General features: G+C 62.3%; 15 protein-coding genes. 13 read left to right on the top strand and 2 right to left on the bottom strand.

Features of this window, described 5'->3' with window-relative positions:
• Positions 1 to 75: 75 nt before the first annotated feature.
• The 6 genes from LZK81_RS26560 (at position 76) to LZK81_RS26535 (ending at position 7,939) form a co-directional block, all read left to right on the top strand.
• On the top strand, positions 76 to 2,184 hold the full coding sequence (locus tag LZK81_RS26560; RefSeq protein ID WP_233956903.1) for a beta-galactosidase: 2,109 nt from the start codon (positions 76 to 78) through the stop codon (positions 2,182 to 2,184).
• A gap of 126 nt (positions 2,185 to 2,310) precedes the next feature.
• Positions 2,311 to 3,606 (top strand): flavin monoamine oxidase family protein, encoded by a 1,296-nt coding sequence (locus tag LZK81_RS26555; protein ID WP_233956901.1) that lies wholly within the window; start codon positions 2,311 to 2,313, stop codon positions 3,604 to 3,606.
• A gap of 115 nt (positions 3,607 to 3,721) precedes the next feature.
• On the top strand, positions 3,722 to 4,438 hold the full coding sequence (locus LZK81_RS26550; RefSeq protein ID WP_046604785.1) for a GntR family transcriptional regulator: 717 nt from the start codon (positions 3,722 to 3,724) through the stop codon (positions 4,436 to 4,438).
• 36 nt (positions 4,439 to 4,474) lie between these two features.
• A complete protein-coding gene (locus tag LZK81_RS26545; RefSeq protein WP_233956899.1) occupies positions 4,475 to 5,725 on the top strand; it encodes an NAD(P)/FAD-dependent oxidoreductase in 1,251 nt (416 codons plus the stop codon).
• Positions 5,726 to 5,829: 104 nt separating this feature from the next.
• A complete protein-coding gene (locus LZK81_RS26540; RefSeq protein ID WP_233956897.1) occupies positions 5,830 to 6,972 on the top strand; it encodes a M24 family metallopeptidase in 1,143 nt (380 codons plus the stop codon).
• Positions 6,973 to 7,027: 55 nt separating this feature from the next.
• Positions 7,028 to 7,939, top strand: a complete 912-nt coding sequence (locus LZK81_RS26535; protein ID WP_046604788.1) for a dihydrodipicolinate synthase family protein — start codon at positions 7,028 to 7,030, stop codon at positions 7,937 to 7,939.
• A gap of 73 nt (positions 7,940 to 8,012) precedes the next feature.
• Here LZK81_RS26535 and LZK81_RS26530 read toward each other — a convergent pair whose 3' ends face one another.
• A complete protein-coding gene (locus tag LZK81_RS26530) occupies positions 8,013 to 9,371 on the bottom strand; it encodes an MFS transporter (protein WP_233956894.1) in 1,359 nt (452 codons plus the stop codon).
• A gap of 329 nt (positions 9,372 to 9,700) precedes the next feature.
• Between LZK81_RS26530 and cyoA the strand changes: the two genes are divergently transcribed.
• The 6 genes from cyoA to LZK81_RS26500 all read left to right on the top strand — a co-directional run bounded on the left by cyoA (position 9,701) and on the right by LZK81_RS26500 (position 15,342).
• Positions 9,701 to 10,891, top strand: coding sequence for a ubiquinol oxidase subunit II (cyoA, locus tag LZK81_RS26525; RefSeq protein ID WP_233956893.1), 1,191 nt, complete (start codon positions 9,701 to 9,703; stop codon positions 10,889 to 10,891).
• 31 nt (positions 10,892 to 10,922) lie between these two features.
• A complete protein-coding gene (cyoB, locus tag LZK81_RS26520) occupies positions 10,923 to 12,926 on the top strand; it encodes a cytochrome o ubiquinol oxidase subunit I (RefSeq protein ID WP_233956892.1) in 2,004 nt (667 codons plus the stop codon).
• Between the two features lie 4 nt (positions 12,927 to 12,930).
• Entirely contained in the window at positions 12,931 to 13,563 is a 633-nt protein-coding gene (gene cyoC / locus LZK81_RS26515) for a cytochrome o ubiquinol oxidase subunit III (RefSeq protein ID WP_046604792.1), read from the top strand.
• A complete protein-coding gene (cyoD, locus tag LZK81_RS26510) occupies positions 13,560 to 13,976 on the top strand; it encodes a cytochrome o ubiquinol oxidase subunit IV (RefSeq protein ID WP_037082809.1) in 417 nt (138 codons plus the stop codon). The genes cyoC and cyoD overlap by 4 nt, the downstream gene beginning before the upstream one ends.
• Before the next feature lie 36 nt (positions 13,977 to 14,012).
• Complete coding sequence (locus LZK81_RS26505) at positions 14,013 to 14,762, top strand: SURF1 family protein (RefSeq protein ID WP_233956890.1); 750 nt, start codon at positions 14,013 to 14,015, stop codon at positions 14,760 to 14,762.
• A 124-nt stretch (positions 14,763 to 14,886) separates the two neighbouring features.
• Positions 14,887 to 15,342: a hypothetical protein gene (locus tag LZK81_RS26500; RefSeq protein ID WP_037082810.1), complete on the top strand. Its 456-nt coding sequence runs from the start codon at positions 14,887 to 14,889 to the stop codon at positions 15,340 to 15,342.
• Positions 15,343 to 15,416: 74 nt separating this feature from the next.
• Here LZK81_RS26500 and katG read toward each other — a convergent pair whose 3' ends face one another.
• Positions 15,417 to 17,600, bottom strand: coding sequence for a catalase/peroxidase HPI (gene katG, locus LZK81_RS26495; protein ID WP_233956889.1), 2,184 nt, complete (start codon positions 17,598 to 17,600; stop codon positions 15,417 to 15,419).
• Positions 17,601 to 17,808: 208 nt separating this feature from the next.
• Between katG and LZK81_RS26490 the strand changes: the two genes are divergently transcribed.
• Positions 17,809 to 18,726 carry a hydrogen peroxide-inducible genes activator gene (locus LZK81_RS26490; RefSeq protein WP_233956888.1) on the top strand — a complete coding sequence of 306 codons (918 nt, stop codon included), beginning with the start codon at positions 17,809 to 17,811 and terminating at the stop codon, positions 18,724 to 18,726.
• Positions 18,727 to 19,000 lie beyond the last annotated feature (274 nt).

The following is a 19,000-nucleotide window of genomic DNA, read 5'->3' as shown; positions in this document are numbered from 1 at the left end:
TTCGCCGCTTCCAGACCGGAGCCCTTCCCCGGAGGGCGGAGCCATGTCCGAACATCGATGAAGAAGGACAGGACCATGCTCAAAAACGATATCCAATTCCCCTACGGCGCCGTCTATTTCCGCAAGTCCAATCCGCCCCGCGAAGACTGGGAGCGCGATTATACGACGGCGGGCGAAGACGGCCTCAACATCTTCCGCCACTGGTTCATGTGGAGTGCGATCGAAACCTCGCCCGGCGTCTACGACTGGGAGGAATACGACCGGCAGATGGACCTTGCAGCCAAGAACGGCATCAAGACGGTCATCGCCGAGCTCATTCATGCCGTGCCCGACTGGGCGGTCCGCAAATATGCCGATGCGCTGCAGGTCAATGCCGACGGCACCAGGCTCGGCTCCTATATGGGCGTGTCGGCGGCGACTGGCGGCTTCTCAAACAATGGCGGCGGCGCTGGCGCACTGACGCTGAACTGCCCCGAGGTGAAGGAAGCGGCCGGCAAGTTCCTCACCGCGCTCGCCACCCGCTACAAGGATCATCCGGCGATCTACGGCTACGACGTCTGGAACGAGTGCAATTATTCCGCAGATGTCGATTACAGCAGCTACGCCAAAGCGGCTTTTAGAAAGTGGCTGGAGAAGAAATACGGCACGTTGAAAGTGCTCGCCAAGGCCTGGCATCGCTACAGCTATGCCGAATGGGAGGATGTGGAGCCGCCGGTTCACATGGCGCCCTATCCGGAATGCATCGACTGGCTGCAGTTCAAGCGCGACAATTTCTACGACCAGATGCAATGGCGCATCGACACGATCCGCGCCGTCGATCCGAACAACACCATCGCCGCCCACGGCATATCCGGCGCGATCCCCAACATGGCGGCGAACGGCTGCGACGACTGGCTGGCGGCCTCCAAGGTCGAGATTTACGGTTTCACCTGGATCCAGGCCCGCAAGGGGTCGGAAGCCTGGAAGAACTGGTACGGCGTCGACATCAACCGCGCCGCCGCTCGTGGAAAACCCTTCTGGCACGCCGAGCGCCAGGGCGGGCCGCTCTGGCTGCAGCCGCAGGTGATCGGCCGTGACAAGGAAGACGGCCGCGTCGCCGAGCCGGAAGATATCCGCTTGTGGAGCATGACCTCGTTTGCGGGGGGTGCCCGCGGCGTGCTGAACCTGCGCTGGCGGCCGCTGCTCGACGGCCCGCTCTTCGGTGCCTTCGGCGCCTATGGCATGGACGGCGCCCGCACGCCACTCTCGAAGCTGCAGAGCGACATGGCGAAATGGGCGAACGACCCGGCGCAGGCCGCCCTCTGGGAGGCAAAACCGGTGCGCGGCGAAATCGGCATCCTCGTCGTTCCGGAGACTCAGGAATGGGATTACCTGCTGAACTACGACCGCAAGGAAAAGCCCTATCCGGAAGCCATGTGGGGCGCCTATCGCGCCTTCCTCGAAAACGGCGTCCAACCGGACTGGGTCCATATCGACGATATCGACGCCTATGACCGCCTCTATTTCCCCTATCCGATCATGTTCACCGCCGAGCAGGCAAAACGCCTCACCGCCTGGGTGGAAAACGGCGGCACGCTGATCGCCGAGGCCTGCCCCGGTTATTTCGGCGACCGCGGCCATGTCGGCCAGGTGCAGCCGAACATGGGCCTCGACAAGGTTTTTGGCGCCCGCGAGGATCAGGTGGAGTTCATGCCGGATATCGGCGACCGCATCCATTTCAAGCTGGACGGAGCGGCAGTCGATGGCGGCGGTTTCCTGCAATCCTATGTGCTGGCCGGCGGCACCGCTCGCGGCAATTTCGACGACGGGCGTCTTGCCGTGGTCGAAAACACCTACGGCAAGGGCCGCACGCTGCTGATCGGCACCAATCCGTCGGTCGCCTATTACAAGTCGCGGGGCAAGGCGAACGGTGCCTTCTTCGCCGAATTGCTGCGCTGGAGCGGCTGCACGCCCCATGCGGCCCTGTCAAACAGGGCGCTGTTCGCGCGTATCCACCGGAGCGAAAAAGGCAGCTTCCTCTGGCTCGTCAATCCGACACGCTCGGCGCAGGTGACCGAGGTGAAACTGGCCGAAGGCCATGGACGGCTCGCCGCCGGCAAGGCGGTCTGGCCGGTCGGAAACGCTCATGACGGCGGCAAGATCGAGGTGCCCGCCCGTGACGTCCTGATCCTGCCGCTCGAATGACGCCGGTCCGCCCTCAGGTATCGATGTCCGAGGGCGGCATGATTCGGACCGCTCCCTTCCCAGCCTCATGGACGCGCCCAAGCGCTTGCGGTAATGGCAAAGGCAGGAAGATAGTCGGAGAAAAGAATGCCTGAGCGGGATGCCATCGTCGTCGGCGCAGGGTTTACGGGCCTGAGCGCCGCGCTGGAGCTTGTCGATGCGGGGCTCGACGTGCTGCTGCTCGAGGCGCGCGATCGGGTCGGCGGTAAGGTCGAATCCGAGACGCTGCCGGACGGTACCCGGGTCGATACCGGCGGGCAGTTCTTCTGCCGCGACATGAGCGAGCTGATGGCCGTCATCGAGGAAAACGGCAAGACGCCGGTCATGACCCACTATGATGGCGAGGCCATCTACCGGCCGCCGGTCCCGCCGCAGCAGGGTTTTGCGCGCTGGCGGGGGGTCGATGCGCTCCGCGACCGGATGATCGCCACCGATCCGGACGACCCGGAGCTCGCGAAACTGACGGTCGCCGACTGGGTGGCCCGGCAGGACGACGTGGCCCCCGACGTGAGGAAAAGTTTCCTGCGGCTGATCAAGGGCCTCTGGTGCCGCGCGCCGGAGGAAGTCGCCTTCACCTGGCTCGCCTCTAACGATCGGCGCATCACCAATACCTATTCGGAAATGGAAATGTTCCTGCCCGGCACGCTGCATGCGCTGGCCGACCAGCTGGCGGCCCGGCTCGGCGACCGGCTGCGCCTTGGCACGCCGGTGACGGGGATCGAATATTCTGACGCCAGCGTCACCGTCATCGCCGGCGACGAGCGTTTCTCGGCGAAACGCCTTATCCTGGCGCTGCCGCCGGTGATGATCCGCCGGCTTCCGTTTTCGCCAGCCCTTGCGCAGCCGCTACAGAAGGCGCTTTCCGCTTGGGCGCCCGGCCTGTCGATCAAGCTGCAGGTCAGTTACGACAAGCCGTTCTGGCGCGAACGGGGGCTTTCCGGCGCCGTCATGTGGCACGAACCCCAGGGCCTCTATGCCTGCGATGCCAGCCACGACGATTATGCCGGCCTCATCGTTTTCGTCGGCGGGCCGGAAGCGCAGCAATGGCATGGGCGACCGCGCGAGGAACTCATCGCTTTCATCCGCGAACAGCTGACCGCGGCCTTCGGCCCCGAAGGCGGCAATCCGCGCGACATCCACGTGCGCGACTGGGTCGACGATCCCTGGAGCGGCGGCGCCTATAGCGATGTCATCATCGATCTCGACGCCCGTTATGCGGAAGACATCATCAACGAAGGCGTGCCCCCTGTCCATTTCGCATCGTCGGAACTGTCCCCGTCCTATCCCGGCTATGTCGATGGCGCGATCGTCGCGGGCAGACTGGCGGCAGCGCGGATCGTCGCTGCCATGCTGCACGGCCAGTCCAAGGCCGGCGGCGACTGAGGCTTCGATCCGACCAAACTGCACCACATCCGTTCTGTCACCCTGAGGGCTTTCCTGTCGACAACACGTGTGCAATTGTCCTGACGCATTGGCTTGCGACGCAGAACGGTGAACGATGGCGACGAACGAACCTGCAGAAACCGATATCCCCCGCACCCGCGGCTCCGGGACGCAGAGCGTCTATACGATCCTGCGCCGGGAAATCCTCGCCATGGCCTTGGCCCCCGGCAGCCCGTTGGACGAAGTCCGGCTGTCCGAGCGTTTCGGCATGTCGCGCACGCCGATCCGCGAAGCATTGTTGCGGCTTTCTGCCGATGGTCTCGTCACCACGCTGCCGAACCGCAACACCATCGTCGCGACGATCGATTTCGCCTCTCTGCCTCCTTATTTCGATGCGCTGATGCTGATGTACCGCGTCACTACCCGCGGTGCCGCCATGCGCGCGACGCCGCCGGCGATGGGCGAAATCCGCAAGCGGCAGGCGGAGTTCGCTGCAGCGGTTGCCGCCCACGACGCCTTCGCGATGATCGAGGCGAACCGGGAATTTCACGTGGCGATCGCCGAACTTGCCGGCAATTCCTATTACACCACCTTCTTCGCCCGACTGCTCGACGAAGGGCGCCGCATCCTGCGCCTCTATTATCGTACCTTCGATGATCGGCTGCCGCGCCAGTATGTCGACGAACACGAGGAGATGATCGCCGCCATCGAAGCGCGCGACGTCGAGCGTTCCGATAGGCTCGCCATCAAGCATGCGGAACAGATCGTCCGGCAGATCCAGGATTATATCGCCCGCGATCTCGGCCAACCGATCGATCTTGCCGCATCCTGATCCCCCTTCCGCATCCGCTTCACAGGACCAGAAATCATGAACTCCTCTTCGGTCGACGCCGTCGTCATCGGCTCGGGCATAATAGGCGCGATGTCGGCGCATTACCTGCTGGAAGACGGCCGCTCGGTGCTGATGATCGAGCGCGGCGAAGTGGCCCGCGGTGCGAGCAGCGGCAATGCCGGCATTCTCGCCTTTCCGGAAATCATTCCGATCGCCGCACCCGGCATGATGTGGAAGGCGCCGAAATGGCTGCTCGATCCGCTCGGTCCCCTCAGCCTGCCGCCGTCCTACGCACTCAACATGGTGCCGTGGCTGTGGCGCCTCTGGCGGGCCAGCGCCCGGCCTGCCTATGAGCGTACCGTCGGCGTACATGCCAGGATGATGCCGATGGCGCGCAACGAAATGCTGCGGACCGTCGAACGCGCCGGCCTTCGGGCAATGGTGAAGCAGACCGGCACGCTCGACCTCTACGACAGCGAGGCAAGCCTCAATGCCGCTGGTGACGACTGGCAAGCGAAACGCAAGGCCGGTTTCGAGTTCCAGAAGGTCGGCCGCGACGAGATCGACTCCCTGCAGCCGGGCCTTGCGCCGCAGTTTCGGCACGGCATCTTCACCCCTTCCGGCCTGCAGGTTTCCGACCCGCTGGAATTCACCCAGGCCCTTTTCAGCAACGCCATGTACCGTGGCGCATCGCTCAGGATCGGTGACGTCATCCGCATCGAGCCCATAAACGATGGCGCCAGGGTCATTCTGGCGGATGGCGCCATCTTCGATGCGAAAACCGTCGTGCTGGCCGGCGGCGCCTGGTCGAAGAAGATTGTAACCGGCCTCGGCGATCATGCCCCGCTCGAAACCGAGCGCGGCTATAATACGACGCTGCCGCAAGGGGCCTTCCCGCTGCATCGCCAGCTTTATTTCAACGACCACGGCTTCGTGGTAACGCCGCTTTCCTCCGGCATCCGCGTCGGCGGCGCGGTCGAGCTCGGCGGGCTGACACTGGCGCCGAACTATAAGCGCTCGGAGGCGATGCTGAAAAAGGCGAAAAGCTTCCTGCCCGACCTGAAGACCGATGGTGGCCGCCAGTGGATGGGTTTTCGTCCCTCCATGCCGGACTGCCTGCCGGTGATCAGTGCTTCGACCGCGACGCCGGCGATCATCTATGCCTTCGGCCACGGGCATCTCGGGCTGACGCAATCAGCTGTGACCGGCCGGTTGGTCGCCGATATCGCGGCGCGCCGAAAGCCTGCCCTCGATATCGAACCTTACAGCATCAGCCGGTTTCGCTAACATTGGCGAGGGCGGAATGCAGGTCGGCTGCGCGTGCCAAATATCCCTGTCGACAAACTGACTACAACAGAATATAACCGGAGCGAAATCGAAAGGAAGCGGACATGGCCTGGTCTCACCCCGTCCCGAAGATCACCGACGACGAGCGGCGGCAGCGTCTTGCCCGGCTTCAGGCGTCGCTGGACGAAAAGGGGCTGGGCGGCATCCTGCTCGGCGCCAGCGAAAGCCTGCGTTATTTCACCGGCCTCGTCTGGCACCAGAGCGAACGCCTGCTCGGCGCGCTGGTGACGCCGAAATCGGTGACCTATATCGTGCCGGGGTTCGAGCGGAGCCGGGTTGAAAGCTTATCCCATCTGCCGGGCGAGATCGTCGTCTGGCAGGAGGATGAAGCGAGCGCCGCGTTGGTCGCCGCACTTCTGCCTTCCAATGTGAAAGTCGCCCTCGACGACGCGCTGCCGCTATTCGTCTACCACCAGCTCGCCGCCGTTTTCGGCACTGAGCGGCTCACCGATGGCGGACGGCTGATCCGCGATCTCAGGCTCCTGAAATCGAAGGCCGAGATCGATCTCATCCAGCATGCGATGAACCTGACGCTGGAAGTGCATCGCCGAGCGCATGCCTTCATCAAGCCGGGCGTGCTTGCCTCGGACGTGGTCCGCCATATCGACGAACAGCATCGCGCCCTCGGTGCCACAGGCGGTTCGAGTTTCTGCATCGTCTCCTTCGGGGTTGCGACCTCCCTTCCCCACGGCGCCGACGGCGAGCAGGCCTATGCGCCTGGCGACGTGGTCCTGGTCGATACCGGCTGCCGGCTCGACGGTTATTATTCCGATCTCACCCGTACCTATGTGATGGAAGAGCCTACTACGGAATTCGCAGCCGCCTGGGCGATCGAGCGCGAGGCGGAACAGGCCGTCTTCGAGGCCGCCCGCCTCGGCGCCACCTGCGGCAGTCTCGACGATGCGGCCCGCAAGGTGCTGGCGAAACACGGCCTCGGCCCAGACTACATCCTCCCCGGTCTGCCGCATCGCGCCGGCCACGGCCTAGGCCTCGAGATCCACGAGGAGCCCTATATCGTGCGCGGCAATGCGACCGTACTGGAACCGGGCATGTGTTTCTCCAACGAACCGATGATCGTTTTCCCGGACCGTTTCGGCATCCGCCTCGAAGACCACATCCACATGACCGACAGCGGCCCGCAATGGTTCACTGAGCCAAGCAAAGGCCCGGCCGAACCCTTCGCGTAACAGATATCGGCGCAACCGCGCATAATATGATCCATCAACCAGAGGAGTGCATTTCATGACCACAGGCTGGAGCGGCGTTTTCCCCGCAGTGACGACACAGTTCAACGAAGACTTCTCGATCGACCTCAAGGCCACGCAAGGCGTACAGGACGCGCTCGTCAACGACGGCGTCAACGGCCTGATTGTCATGGGCACCTGCGGCGAGAACAACTCGCTCGATCCGGAAGAAAAGCGCACCATCCTCAAGGCCGCCGTCGAAGTGGTGAACGGCCGCGTGCCGGTCGTGACCGGCGTGTCCGAGTTCGACACCCGCCGCGCCGTCGCCTATGCCCAGGATGCCGAGAAGCTCGGCGCCGACGGCCTGATGCTGCTGCCGGCCATGGTCTACGTGCCGAAGCCGGAAGAACTGGTCGCCCATTTCAAGACGGTCGCCGCCGCCACCTCGCTGCCGATCATGCTCTACAACAACCCGCCGGCCTATCGCGTCAACATCGGCGCCGACGTGCTGCGGCAGCTCGAAGACGTGCCGAACATCAAGGCCGTCAAGGAAAGCGCGCCGGACCCCCGCCGCTTCACCGACCTGATCAATGCCTTCGGTGACCGCTTCGACATCTTCGCCGGCCTCGACGACGTCGCGCTCGAGGGCCTGATGCTTGGGGCCAAGGGCTGGGTCTCCGGCCTCACGAGCGCCTTCCCGCAGGAATCCGTCGCCCTCGTGGCTGCCGCTGCCCGCGGCGACTGGGTCGAAGCCCGCGCCATCTATCGCTGGTTCATGCCGCTATTGCATCTCGATGCCGAGCACGACCTCGTCCAGTCGATCAAGCTCGCCGAGCAGATCATGGGCCGCGGCTCCGAGCGCGTCCGCATGCCGCGCATGCCGCTGACGGGTGCGCGCCGTGCTGAAGTGACCGCGATGGTGGAAAAGGCCGCTGCGACGCGGCCGACGCTTGCCAAAAAGGCAGCCTGAGGAGGCGACACCCCTCGTCCGATGCTTCGGATCACCTTCTCCCCGCCGGGGAGAAGGAAAGTAACGAAAGCCGTTACCGCTCCTGCCCGGGCTCGCCGCTCTGGTCCAGAACCCGGCTGAGGCTGAGGGCCGCGATGGTGCAGATCGCGCCGGAGATCAGATATCCGCCGATGAAGATGATGCCGAAACTGCTGGCAAGTCCGAGCGCCACCAGCGGTGCGAAACCGGCGCCGACCAGCCAGGCAAGGTCGGAGGTGAGCGCCGCGCCGGTATAACGATAATATTGCCCGAAGCGCGAGGAGACGGCACCGGAGGCCTGGCCGAACGAGAGGCCGAGAATGCCGAAGCCGATGATGATGAAGGCGTCCTGCCCCTTGCCGCCGGCATCGAGTAGGAAGGGCGCCGAGAACGAGAAGATCGCGATGATCACCGCGCCGATCATCAGCTGGCTGCGGCGGCCGATACGGTCGGCGATCAGGCCCGAGAGAATGATGCCGACGATGCCGACGGCGGCCCCGATCACCTGCACGAACAGGAATTCCGCCGCGGACTGCCCGCCATAGAGCGTCACCCAGCTCAACGGGAAGATCGTCACCAGATGGAACATGGCGAAGCTGGCAAGCGGCACGAACGCACCGAGCACGACGTCATGGGCATGCTTGCTCAGCATTTCGAAGATCGGCCGGGCCTGCAGCTCGTTGGCTTCGAGCGCCGAACCGAACTCCTTGCTGGCGACGATGCGAAGGCGCGCGAACAGCGCCACGACGTTGATCGCAAACGCCACGAAGAACGGATAGCGCCAGCCCCAGGAAATGAAATCCGCTTCCGAGAGATTGGCGACGAAATAACCGAACAGGATGCTCGCCAGCGCAAAACCGATCGGTGCGCCGAGCTGCGGGATCATCGCATACCAGCCGCGCCGGTTAGGTGGCGCATTGAGGTTCAGGAGCGAGGCGAGCCCGTCCCAGGCGCCGCCGAGCGCAAAACCCTGCCCCATGCGGAACAGCGCCAGCAATGCCACCGCCCAATAGCCGATCGTGTCGTAACCCGGCAGGAAGGCGATCGAGGCCGTCGATCCGCCGAGCAGGAACAGCGCGATCGTCAGCTTGGTGCCGCGCCCATAATTGCGGTCGATCCACATGAAGACGAAGGTCCCGACGGGTCGCGCCATGAAGGCGAGCGGGAAGATTGCGAACGACATCAGCGTTGCGGCTACCGGGGTCGGCGCAAACGGGAAGATCAGCTTCGGGAAAACGAGGACGGAGCCCAGCCCGTAAACGAAGAAGTCGAAGAATTCCGACATGCGGCCGATGATCACACCAAGCGCGATGCTGCCTGGCGAGATCGGCTTGTCGTCATGAATGCGGCGGGCGTCCCTTTCGAGGCCGGACGATGTCGGGCCTGTTGACGCGGGATTGACGACCGTGGTCATGAACTCCTCCTGGCGATAGTTCGCCTCGCCCCGAAATGTTGATCAACATGCTGCCGAGATCAAGGAACAAGGCTAAAAAAACTGACAATTGCGGCGAGCCGCACCGTCTTCCCATTCACACCCTCTGGTCAGCCGGGTAGGTTGTCCTAGATTTCCGGTTGGCGGAGGCAAATGCCGAGTGTGCCGGTGGTGCCGCAAAACGGTGCCGAAGGCCATGCGGTTTTTTGCTGCACTGCGACACATTGCTGCACTGCGACGAACCACCTCATTTCAGCCCGTACAGGAACAAGCCTATTCCGAGCTAGACAAAACGCAAACTTGAGCCCGAGATGACCCCTCAGTTGAAAATCGTAGCACGGTTGTTCGCTCTTCTGGTCCTTGTAGGCCTTTCCGGATGCAATCTGGTCGTCATGTCGCCTTCCGGCGATATTGCCAAACAGCAGGCCAACCTGATCATCGTCTCCACGGTGCTGATGCTGATCATCATCGTGCCGGTGATCTTTCTCACGCTGTTTTTCGCCTGGCGCTATCGCGCCTCCAACACCAGTGCGCCCTATGATCCCGAATGGCACCATTCGACGCGACTCGAAGTCATCATCTGGTCCGCACCGCTCGCCATCATCATCGCGCTCGGTGCCGTCACCTGGATCAGCACCCATAAGCTCGACCCTTACCGGCCGCTCGAACGACTGGACGCCCAGCGTGCCGTCCCGGCGGAGACAAAGCCGCTCACGGTCGAGGTCGTGGCGCTCGACTGGAAATGGCTGTTCTTCTACCCGGACTACGGCATCGCCACCGTCAACGAGATGGCGGCCCCGGTGGACGTGCCGATCAACTTCAGGATCACCGCCTCGTCGGTGATGAACTCCTTCTATGTGCCGGCACTGGCCGGAATGATCTATGCCATGCCTGGCATGGAGACGAAGCTGCATGCCGTCATCAACAAGCCCGGCGAATACGAAGGCCTCTCCTCGAACTACAGCGGCGACGGTTTTTCCCACATGCGCTTCAAGTTCCACGGCGTCGACCAGGCAGGCTTCGACCAGTGGATCGCCCGCGTCAAGCAGAACGGCACGGCGCTCAACCGCGATGCCTATCTGAAGCTCGAAAAGCCGAGCACCAAGGAACCAGTGCGCTATTACGCCAATGTCGAGGACGGGCTCTACAGGACCGTGCTCAACATGTGCGCCACGCCCGGCAAGATGTGCATGGACGAAATGATGCATATCGACATGACGGGCGGCGGCGGAATCGAGAGCCACGAAAACCGTGCCAGGCTGGAGCATGACAACCGCCATGCGGGCGAAGCGGGCCATGCGGCACCTGCCGCGACCTTTCCGGCGACGGGCAACCCGGCCCGCAGCGATCAGCCGGCCGAGGGCGTCGACCAGAATTCCGGGCAGCCGCAATCGCAGGCGCCATCGACAAACCACGACATGCAAGGCCACACGATGCCCGGAGGCAATCCGGGCGGCGCAGCGCCGGCGCAGCTCAACAACAATGCCCCGGCGCAGCCGTAAGGCCGCGTTTCAACAGATCTGGTAGAGACCCATGTTCGGTAACACCACCCTGACGCAATTCCTTTTCGGACGGCTTACCCTTGAAGCCATCCCCTATCACGAGCCGATTCTCGTCGTGACCTTCATCGTCGTAGCGCTGCTCGGCATCGCCGTTCTCGGGCTCGTCACACGATATCGGCTCTGGGGTTATCTGTGGAGCGAGTGGTTCACCAGCGTCGATCACAAGAAGATCGGCATCATGTATATCGTGCTCGCCATCATCATGCTGCTGCGCGGTTTTGCCGATGCGATCATGATGCGCATCCAGCAGGCGATCGCCTTCAACGGAAACGAGGGATACCTCAACCCGCATCACTACGACCAGATCTTCACTGCCCATGGCGTGATCATGATCTTCTTCGTGGCGATGCCCTTCGTTACCGGTTTCATGAACTACGTGGTGCCGCTGCAGATCGGCGCACGCGACGTCTCCTTCCCCTTCCTCAACAACTTCTCCTTCTGGATGACCACGGCCGGCGCCATCATCATCATGATGTCGCTCTTCGTCGGCGAATTCGCCCGCACCGGCTGGCTCGCCTATCCGCCGCTCTCGGGTGCCGACTACAGTCCGGGCGTCGGCGTCGATTATTACATCTGGGGCCTGCAAGTGGCGGGCGTCGGTACGACGCTATCGGGCATCAACCTGATCGCCACGATCGTGAAGATGCGCGCGCCTGGCATGACCTTCATGAAGATGCCGATCTTCACCTGGACCTCGCTCTGCACCAACGTGCTGATCGTTGCAACTTTCCCGATCCTGACCGCCACGCTCGCGCTGCTGTCGCTCGACCGCTATGTCGGAACGAACTTCTTCACCAATGACCTCGGCGGCAATCCGATGATGTACATCAACCTCATCTGGATCTGGGGCCATCCGGAAGTCTACATCCTCGTGCTGCCGGCCTTCGGCATCTTTTCCGAAGTCGTCGCCACCTTCAGCGGCAAGCGGCTGTTCGGTTACGCCTCGATGGTCTATGCCACTTGCGTGATCATGATCCTCTCCTACATCGTGTGGCTCCACCACTTCTTCACGATGGGCGCGGGCGCGAGCGTGAACGCCTTCTTCGGCATCACGACGATGATCATCTCGATCCCCACCGGCGCGAAGATGTTCAACTGGCTCTTCACCATGTATCGCGGCCGCATCCGCTACGAGCTGCCGATGTACTGGACGATCGGCTTCATGGTGACCTTCGTCATCGGCGGCATGACCGGCGTCATGCTGGCCATCCCGCCGGCCGACTTCGTGCTGCACAATTCGCTCTTCCTGATCGCCCACTTCCACAACGTCATCATCGGCGGCGTGCTGTTCGGGCTCATGGCGGGCGTCGTCTACTGGTGGCCGAAGGCCTTCGGTTACAAGCTCGACAGGTTCTGGGGTCTCATCAGCTTCTGGTGCTGGCAGATCGGCTTCTTCGTCGCCTTCATGCCGCTCTACGTGCTCGGCCTGATGGGCGTCACCCGCCGCGTCAATCAGTTCGAGGATCCTTCCCTGCAGATATGGTTCATCATCGCCGCCATCGGCGCCGGGATCATTGCCTGCGGCATCGGAGCCTTCATCATCCAGCTCGTCGTCTCATTCATGCGCCGCGACCAGCTGCGCGAGACCTCGGGCGATCCGTGGGACGGGCGCACGCTGGAATGGTCGACCTCCTCGCCGCCGCCGGACTACAACTTCGCCTTCACGCCCGTCGTGCATGATCATGACAGCTGGTACGACATGAAACTTCGTGGCTACGAACGCCCGCTCGGCGGCTTCAAGCCGATCCACATGCCGAAGAACACCGGCACCGGGATTATCCTGGCTGGCATCAGCATCGTCTTCGCCTTCGCGATGATCTGGTACATCTGGTGGCTGGCGGCCGTCTCCTTCATCGCCATGGTCGCCACGGCGATCGGCCATACCTTCAACTATAACCGGGATTTCCACATTCCCGCCGAAACCGTGACCGCAACAGAGGACGCGCGCTCGAGGCTGCTCGCGGAACGGACCTGAGACCATGAGCCAGACGCAAGTTCAATCCAACGGCATGGAAACCGAAAAGCCGCAATTCTACCTCACGGAAGATCATCATCCGGAAGGCAGCACGATGCTGGGCTTCTGGCTCTACCTGATGAGCGATTGCCTGATCTTCGCGGTGCTTTTCGCCACCCATGGCGTACTCGGCCGCAATTATGCAGCCGGTCCCTCGCCCGCCGACCTGTTCGACCTGCCGCTCGTCGCCGTCAACACGGCAATGCTGCTCTTCTCGTCGATCACCTACGGCTTTGCCATGCTGCAGATGGAAAGGGGTGCAAAGACCGAGACCCTGTTCTGGCTCGGTGTGACGGGCGTGTTCGGCGCGGCCTTCCTCAGCCTTGAGCTTTACGAGTTCAACCACCTGATCCACGAGGGCGCAGGACCGACCCGTTCGGCTTTCCTTTCCTCCTTCTTCACGCTGGTCGGCACCCACGGTCTGCACGTCACCTTCGGCATCATCTGGCTGATCACGCTGATGGTGCAGGTCGGCAAACACGGCCTGATCCCGGAAAACAAGCGCCGCCTGATGTGCCTTTCGATGTTCTGGCACTTCCTCGACGTCGTCTGGATCGGCGTCTTCTCCTTCGTTTATCTCATGGGAGTCCTTGGATGAGTTCGCACGGCCAAACCCCGCACGCTCCCGCTCACGAAAGCGCCTCCCAGGCCCATCATGGCCATAGCAACGGCCACCAGGCCGGCCACGGCACGCTGAGAAGCTACCTGATCGGCTTCAGCCTGTCGGTGATCCTGACGGCCATTCCGTTCTGGCTGGTGATGAGCGGCGCCATCGACAGCAAGCTGTTCACCGCCTTCCTCGTCATGGGGCTGGGCGTCATTCAGATCGTCGTGCACATGGTCTATTTCCTGCACATGAACCCGCGCTCCGAAGGCGGCTGGACGATGATGGCACTGCTATTTACCCTGGTTCTGGTCGGCATCACGCTTGCCGGGTCGCTCTGGGTCATGCACCATCTGAACACCAACATGATGCCGATGTCGCCGGAGATGATGAAGAACATGCCGTGATCCCCCGGAGGGGATGAGCCTGGAAAGGATAGACGCATGGCTCTCGATCATCCTTTGACTGGAGAAACAGTGGATGCGGAGCCGGCCCGCTCCCGGCTCATCTTCGCGGGAGCGATGCTCTTCCTGACACTGATCTTTATCGGGCTCGGCACCTGGCAAGTGCAGCGGCTCTTCTGGAAACTCGATCTGATCGCCCGCGTCGATGCCCGCGTCACCGCGACGCCGGCCCCCGCTCCCTCATCGCCAGCCTGGCCTGCCATCAACGCGGAAAACGACGAATACCGCCGCGTCACCGCCGCCGGGGTTTTTCACCATGACGACGAAACACTGGTTCAGGCCGTCACCGATCTCGGCCCCGGCTTCTGGATCCTGACGCCGCTGGAACAGAAGGACGGAACCACCGTCCTCATCAACCGCGGCTTCGTCCCCGCCGACCGCCGCGATCCGGCGGCACGCGCGGACGGCGAGATCGAAGGCCCCGTTAAGATCACCGGCCTCATCCGCATCAGTGAGCCGGGCGGCGCCTTCCTGCGCTCCAACGATCCTGCCGGCGGCCGCTGGTACTCGCGCGACGTGGCCGCGATCGCGGCAACAAAAGGCCTCGAAAAGGTGGCGCCCTATTTCATCGACGCCGACGCGACGCCGATCCCGGGCGGCCTTCCCGTCGGGGGATTGACGGTGATCCGCTTCCGCAACAGCCACCTCGTCTATGCCGTGACCTGGTATCTGCTGGCGGTGATGAGCGCCGGCGGCGCCTACGCCATCCAGCGAAAACGGCTTGCCTGAACTCGGGCGTGGATTTCCACTGAATAGCAGGCTGGCAACCTGTTCATCGCGCGCCGAATTTCCCATAGTCCGAGAAACGGCATTTGCCAGCGCCGCAGGCGGCCGGTTTAGAGCGGATCATATTATGCGCCAGTTTTTCAACTCGAAATACAAGATCATCCTGGCGGCAGCGCTGTTCATCCTGACGTCGATCTTCATGTCGATTTCCGCGACCGGGCATGTCAGCGGCAACTACATCGCCATCGTCCTGGTCGCGTTCCTGTTCACGATCCTGTCGCTCTATTCGACAGCCCGATCGCAACATGCCGAATACCTGATCATCGGCAGCCTGCTTCTGTCCCTCTCGACATTGGTCGGGATAACCGAGGTGCTGACCAAGAAGATCTCCAACATGGAGTACGGAATTTACTTCTTCGCCTTCCTCGGTTGCGTCGGACTGCTTTCGCTGGGCCTGATCGCGCGGTATCTCACCAGCGAGGGATGGGGCGTCAGCTCTGAAAAAACCCGCGAAGCGCTGTCGGTCTGCGCCACGATCCTCGGATTCGTGCTGGCGATCGCCTCGGCTTTCGTGCCGACCTGAAAAGCCCGGCGTTTCGTCAGCATTGAAAAAGGTGCCCGGACGTAGCTGAGCCACGTCCGGGCGATTTTGGTCGATCAGACGAGATCGAAACGGTCGGCGTTCATGACCTTGGTCCAGGCCGCAACGAAGTCCTTGACGAACTTCGCCCTGGCGTCGGACTGGGCATAGACTTCCGCGATCGCACGAAGCTGCGAATGCGAGCCGAAGATCAGGTCGATGCGGGTGCCGGTCCACTTGGGTGCCTTGGTCTTGCGGTCACGGCCTTCGTAAACACCATCCTTACCGGCAACAGGCGACCATTCGGTGCCCATATCGAGCAGGTTGACGAAGAAATCGTTCGTCAGCGTTTCCGGTTGGGACGTGAAGACGCCGTGTTCGGGCTGGCCAGCCTTCAGCACGCGCAGGCCGCCGAGGAGAACCGTCATTTCCGGTGCTGTCAGCGTCAGCAGCTGAGCGCGGTCCACCAGGGCCTCTTCAGCCTTCATGAACTGCGTCTTGCCGCTGTTGACATAGTTGCGGAACGCGTCGGCACGGGGTTCCAGCGCGGCGAAGGAAGCGGCGTCGGTCTGTGTTTCGGACGCATCCATGCGACCCGGCGTGAAGGGCACGGTGATGTCATTGCCACCTGCCTTTGCCGCCTTCTCGACACCGGCAACGCCGGCAAGCACGATCAGGTCAGCGAGCGAGATCTTCTTGCTTCCGGTACGGGTAGCGGAGAAATCCTTCTGGATTCCTTCGAGAACACTCAAGACCTTGGCGAGTTGTGCCGGCTGGTTGGCCTCCCAGTCCTTCTGCGGCGCAAGCCGGATCCGCGCGCCGTTGGCACCGCCACGCTTGTCGGAACCGCGGAAGGTCGAGGCGGAAGCCCAGGCGGTCGACACCAGTTCCTGTACCGTGAGGCCGGATGCAAGTATCCTGGATTTCAGGTCGGCAATATCATGTTCATCGACCAGATCGTGGTCGACGGCCGGGATCACATCCTGCCAGATCAGGTCTTCGGCCGGAACTTCCGGGCCGAGATAACGAACCTTCGGCCCCATGTCGCGATGGGTCAGCTTGAACCAGGCGCGGGCGAAGGCATCGGCGAATTCGGCCGGGTTTTCCAGGAACCGGCGCGAGATCTTCTCGTAGATCGGGTCGAAACGCAGCGCCAGATCGCTGGTCAGCATGGTCGGCAGCTGCTTCTTCGACGGGTCGAAAGCGTCCGGGATGGAAGCTTCAGTATTCTTCGCCACCCACTGCTTGGCGCCAGCCGGGCTCGTGGTCAGCTCCCATTCGAAGCCGAACAGGTTCTCGAAGAAGTAGTTGCTCCACTGGGTCGGGGTCTGTGTCCAGGTCACTTCCAGGCCGCTGCCGATCGCATCGCGACCGACGCCGGTGTTGAACTTGCTCGACCAGCCGAGGCCCTGGGCTTCGAGCTCGCCGCCTTCCGGATCGATACCGACAAACGATGGATCACCAGCGCCGTGGGTCTTGCCGAAAGTGTGGCCGCCGGCGATCAGCGCCACGGTCTCTTCGTCGTTCATCGCCATGCGGGCGAAGGTTTCGCGAATGTCGCGTGCCGAAGCAAGCGGATCGGGAGTGCCGTTCGGGCCTTCCGGATTGACATAGATGAGGCCCATCTGCACAGCGCCGAGCGGTTCCGCGAGCTGGCGTTCGCCGCTGTAGCGCTCATCCCCGAGCCAGGTTCCTTCCGGACCCCAGTAGAGTTCTTCCGGCTCCCAGACGTCGGCGCGGCCGCCGGCAAAACCGAACGTCTTGAAGCCCATCGATTCGAGCGCGACATTGCCGGTGAGGATCATCAGATCCGCCCAGGAGATCTTGTTGCCGTATTTCTGCTTGATCGGCCAGAGCAGGCGACGAGCCTTGTCGAGGTTGACGTTATCCGGCCAGCTGTTGAGCGGCGCGAAACGCTGCTGGCCCTGGCCTGCGCCGCCGCGACCGTCGGTGATGCGGTACGTGCCGGCGCTGTGCCAGGCCATGCGGATGAACAGGCCGCCGTAATGCCCGAAGTCGGCCGGCCACCATTCCTGCGAATCGGTCATCAGCGCATGAAGGTCGTTCTTCAGGCCCTCGAGATCGAGCGTCTTGAACTCTTCGGCGTAATTGAACGCCTCGCCCATCGGGTCGGAGCGAACGGAGTGCCCATGAAGGATCTGGACGTTCAGCTGATTGGGCCACCACTCGCGGTTCGATCTGCCGCGAGGTGTATGGGCGACCGGACATTTGCCGGCGTTTTCGCTAGATTTCGCATCCATGACTATCTCCTTGATTTCTTTAATTATCTGCCGTGCAAAAGAGGGTATTTTCTCCCGAACCATCTGGTTCAGCCGCGCTGTGTCCGACTGTAGTCCCCACTCGTTTCGTCGGGGCAGCCAAGCGCGCGCCCTCCCTCGTATCCCTTCTTACCGGAAGCGCCTCATAAATTTAAGTTGGATTTACTGATCGTCGCGATAAGTTGAGATTATGAAAAATCTCACACTCAAACAGCTCCGCTATTTCGAAGCCCTGGCGCGGGATGGCCGCTTCCGCCGCGCGGCCGATGCGTGTGCGATCTCTCAACCGGCCCTGTCGATGCAGATCAAGGAACTCGAACAGGAAGTGGGGGGCGACCTCTTCGAGCGGAATGCGCGTGAAGTGAAACTTACCGCCTTCGGTCAGACATTCGCGCTGCGGGTCCGCGACATCCTCCGGGCCGTTGATGAACTGGCCGACCTCGCCCGCGCTTCGCGCGACCCGTTTCTGGCACGCCTGCGCATCGGCATCATCCCGACGATTGCGCCTTATCTGTTGCCGGCCATCATCAACGATCTGAACAAGGCGTTCGAGGGGATCGAATTACAGGTGCGCGAAACGCAAACGGCAAAGCTGGTCCAGGAGCTGGCCCAGGGCGAGCTGGATCTGGCAATCGTCGCCCTGCCCGTATCGGCACCGTTTCTGACCGAACTCAAGCTGTTCGAGGAGGAGTTCGTGCTCGTCCGGCGCCGCGAGGACGAGGGCAAACCGGTACCCGAACGCGAAGCGCTCCGCGAAATGCGCCTGCTGCTTCTGGAGGAAGGACATTGTTTCCGCGATCAGGCTCTATCGTTCTGCAAGATAGGATCGACACGCGCCCGGGAAGTCATGGAAGGCAGCTCTCTGTCCACCCTAGTCCAGATGGTCAGCGCGGGTATCGGCATAACTCTGATCCCGGAAATGGCGGTGCCTTTGGAAACGCGTTCGGCGCAGGTTTCGATCTCCCGGTTCCAGGCGCCCTGGCCCTCGCGCACCATCGGAATGATCTGGCGCAATTCGACGCCTCTGGTCACCCAGCTCCTGCAGATCTCCGAGGTGGTTCGCGGGTCAGCCGACACGATGCGCGAACACTACACCGTGCGCCCCTGAGACCGCGGTAAAACGCTCCTCGGACGAGCCCCGGCAGGGGGTATGCGCAACTGTTTGGAAAGGCGTTAAGTATTTGATCTTGGTAGGGATCAAATAGGAATGGTGCCCAGAAGATGACTGGAAGATCGAGCCCCGCCATCCCGGTAACTTATTGATTTCTTTAATTTCGAGTTCGGACCACGGCTCGACTTGTGAGCCAGTCTGAAACCCACTACGCCATCGTGAGCAACCAGCCTTGATTACAATTGTGTTGCTGCAATCGCTAGAGATGCGC

The organism is Neorhizobium galegae, from assembly GCF_021391675.1.
GTDB classification, from domain to species: domain Bacteria; phylum Pseudomonadota; class Alphaproteobacteria; order Rhizobiales; family Rhizobiaceae; genus Neorhizobium; species Neorhizobium galegae_B.
This window is presented reverse-complemented; position numbering and strand designations above follow the sequence as displayed.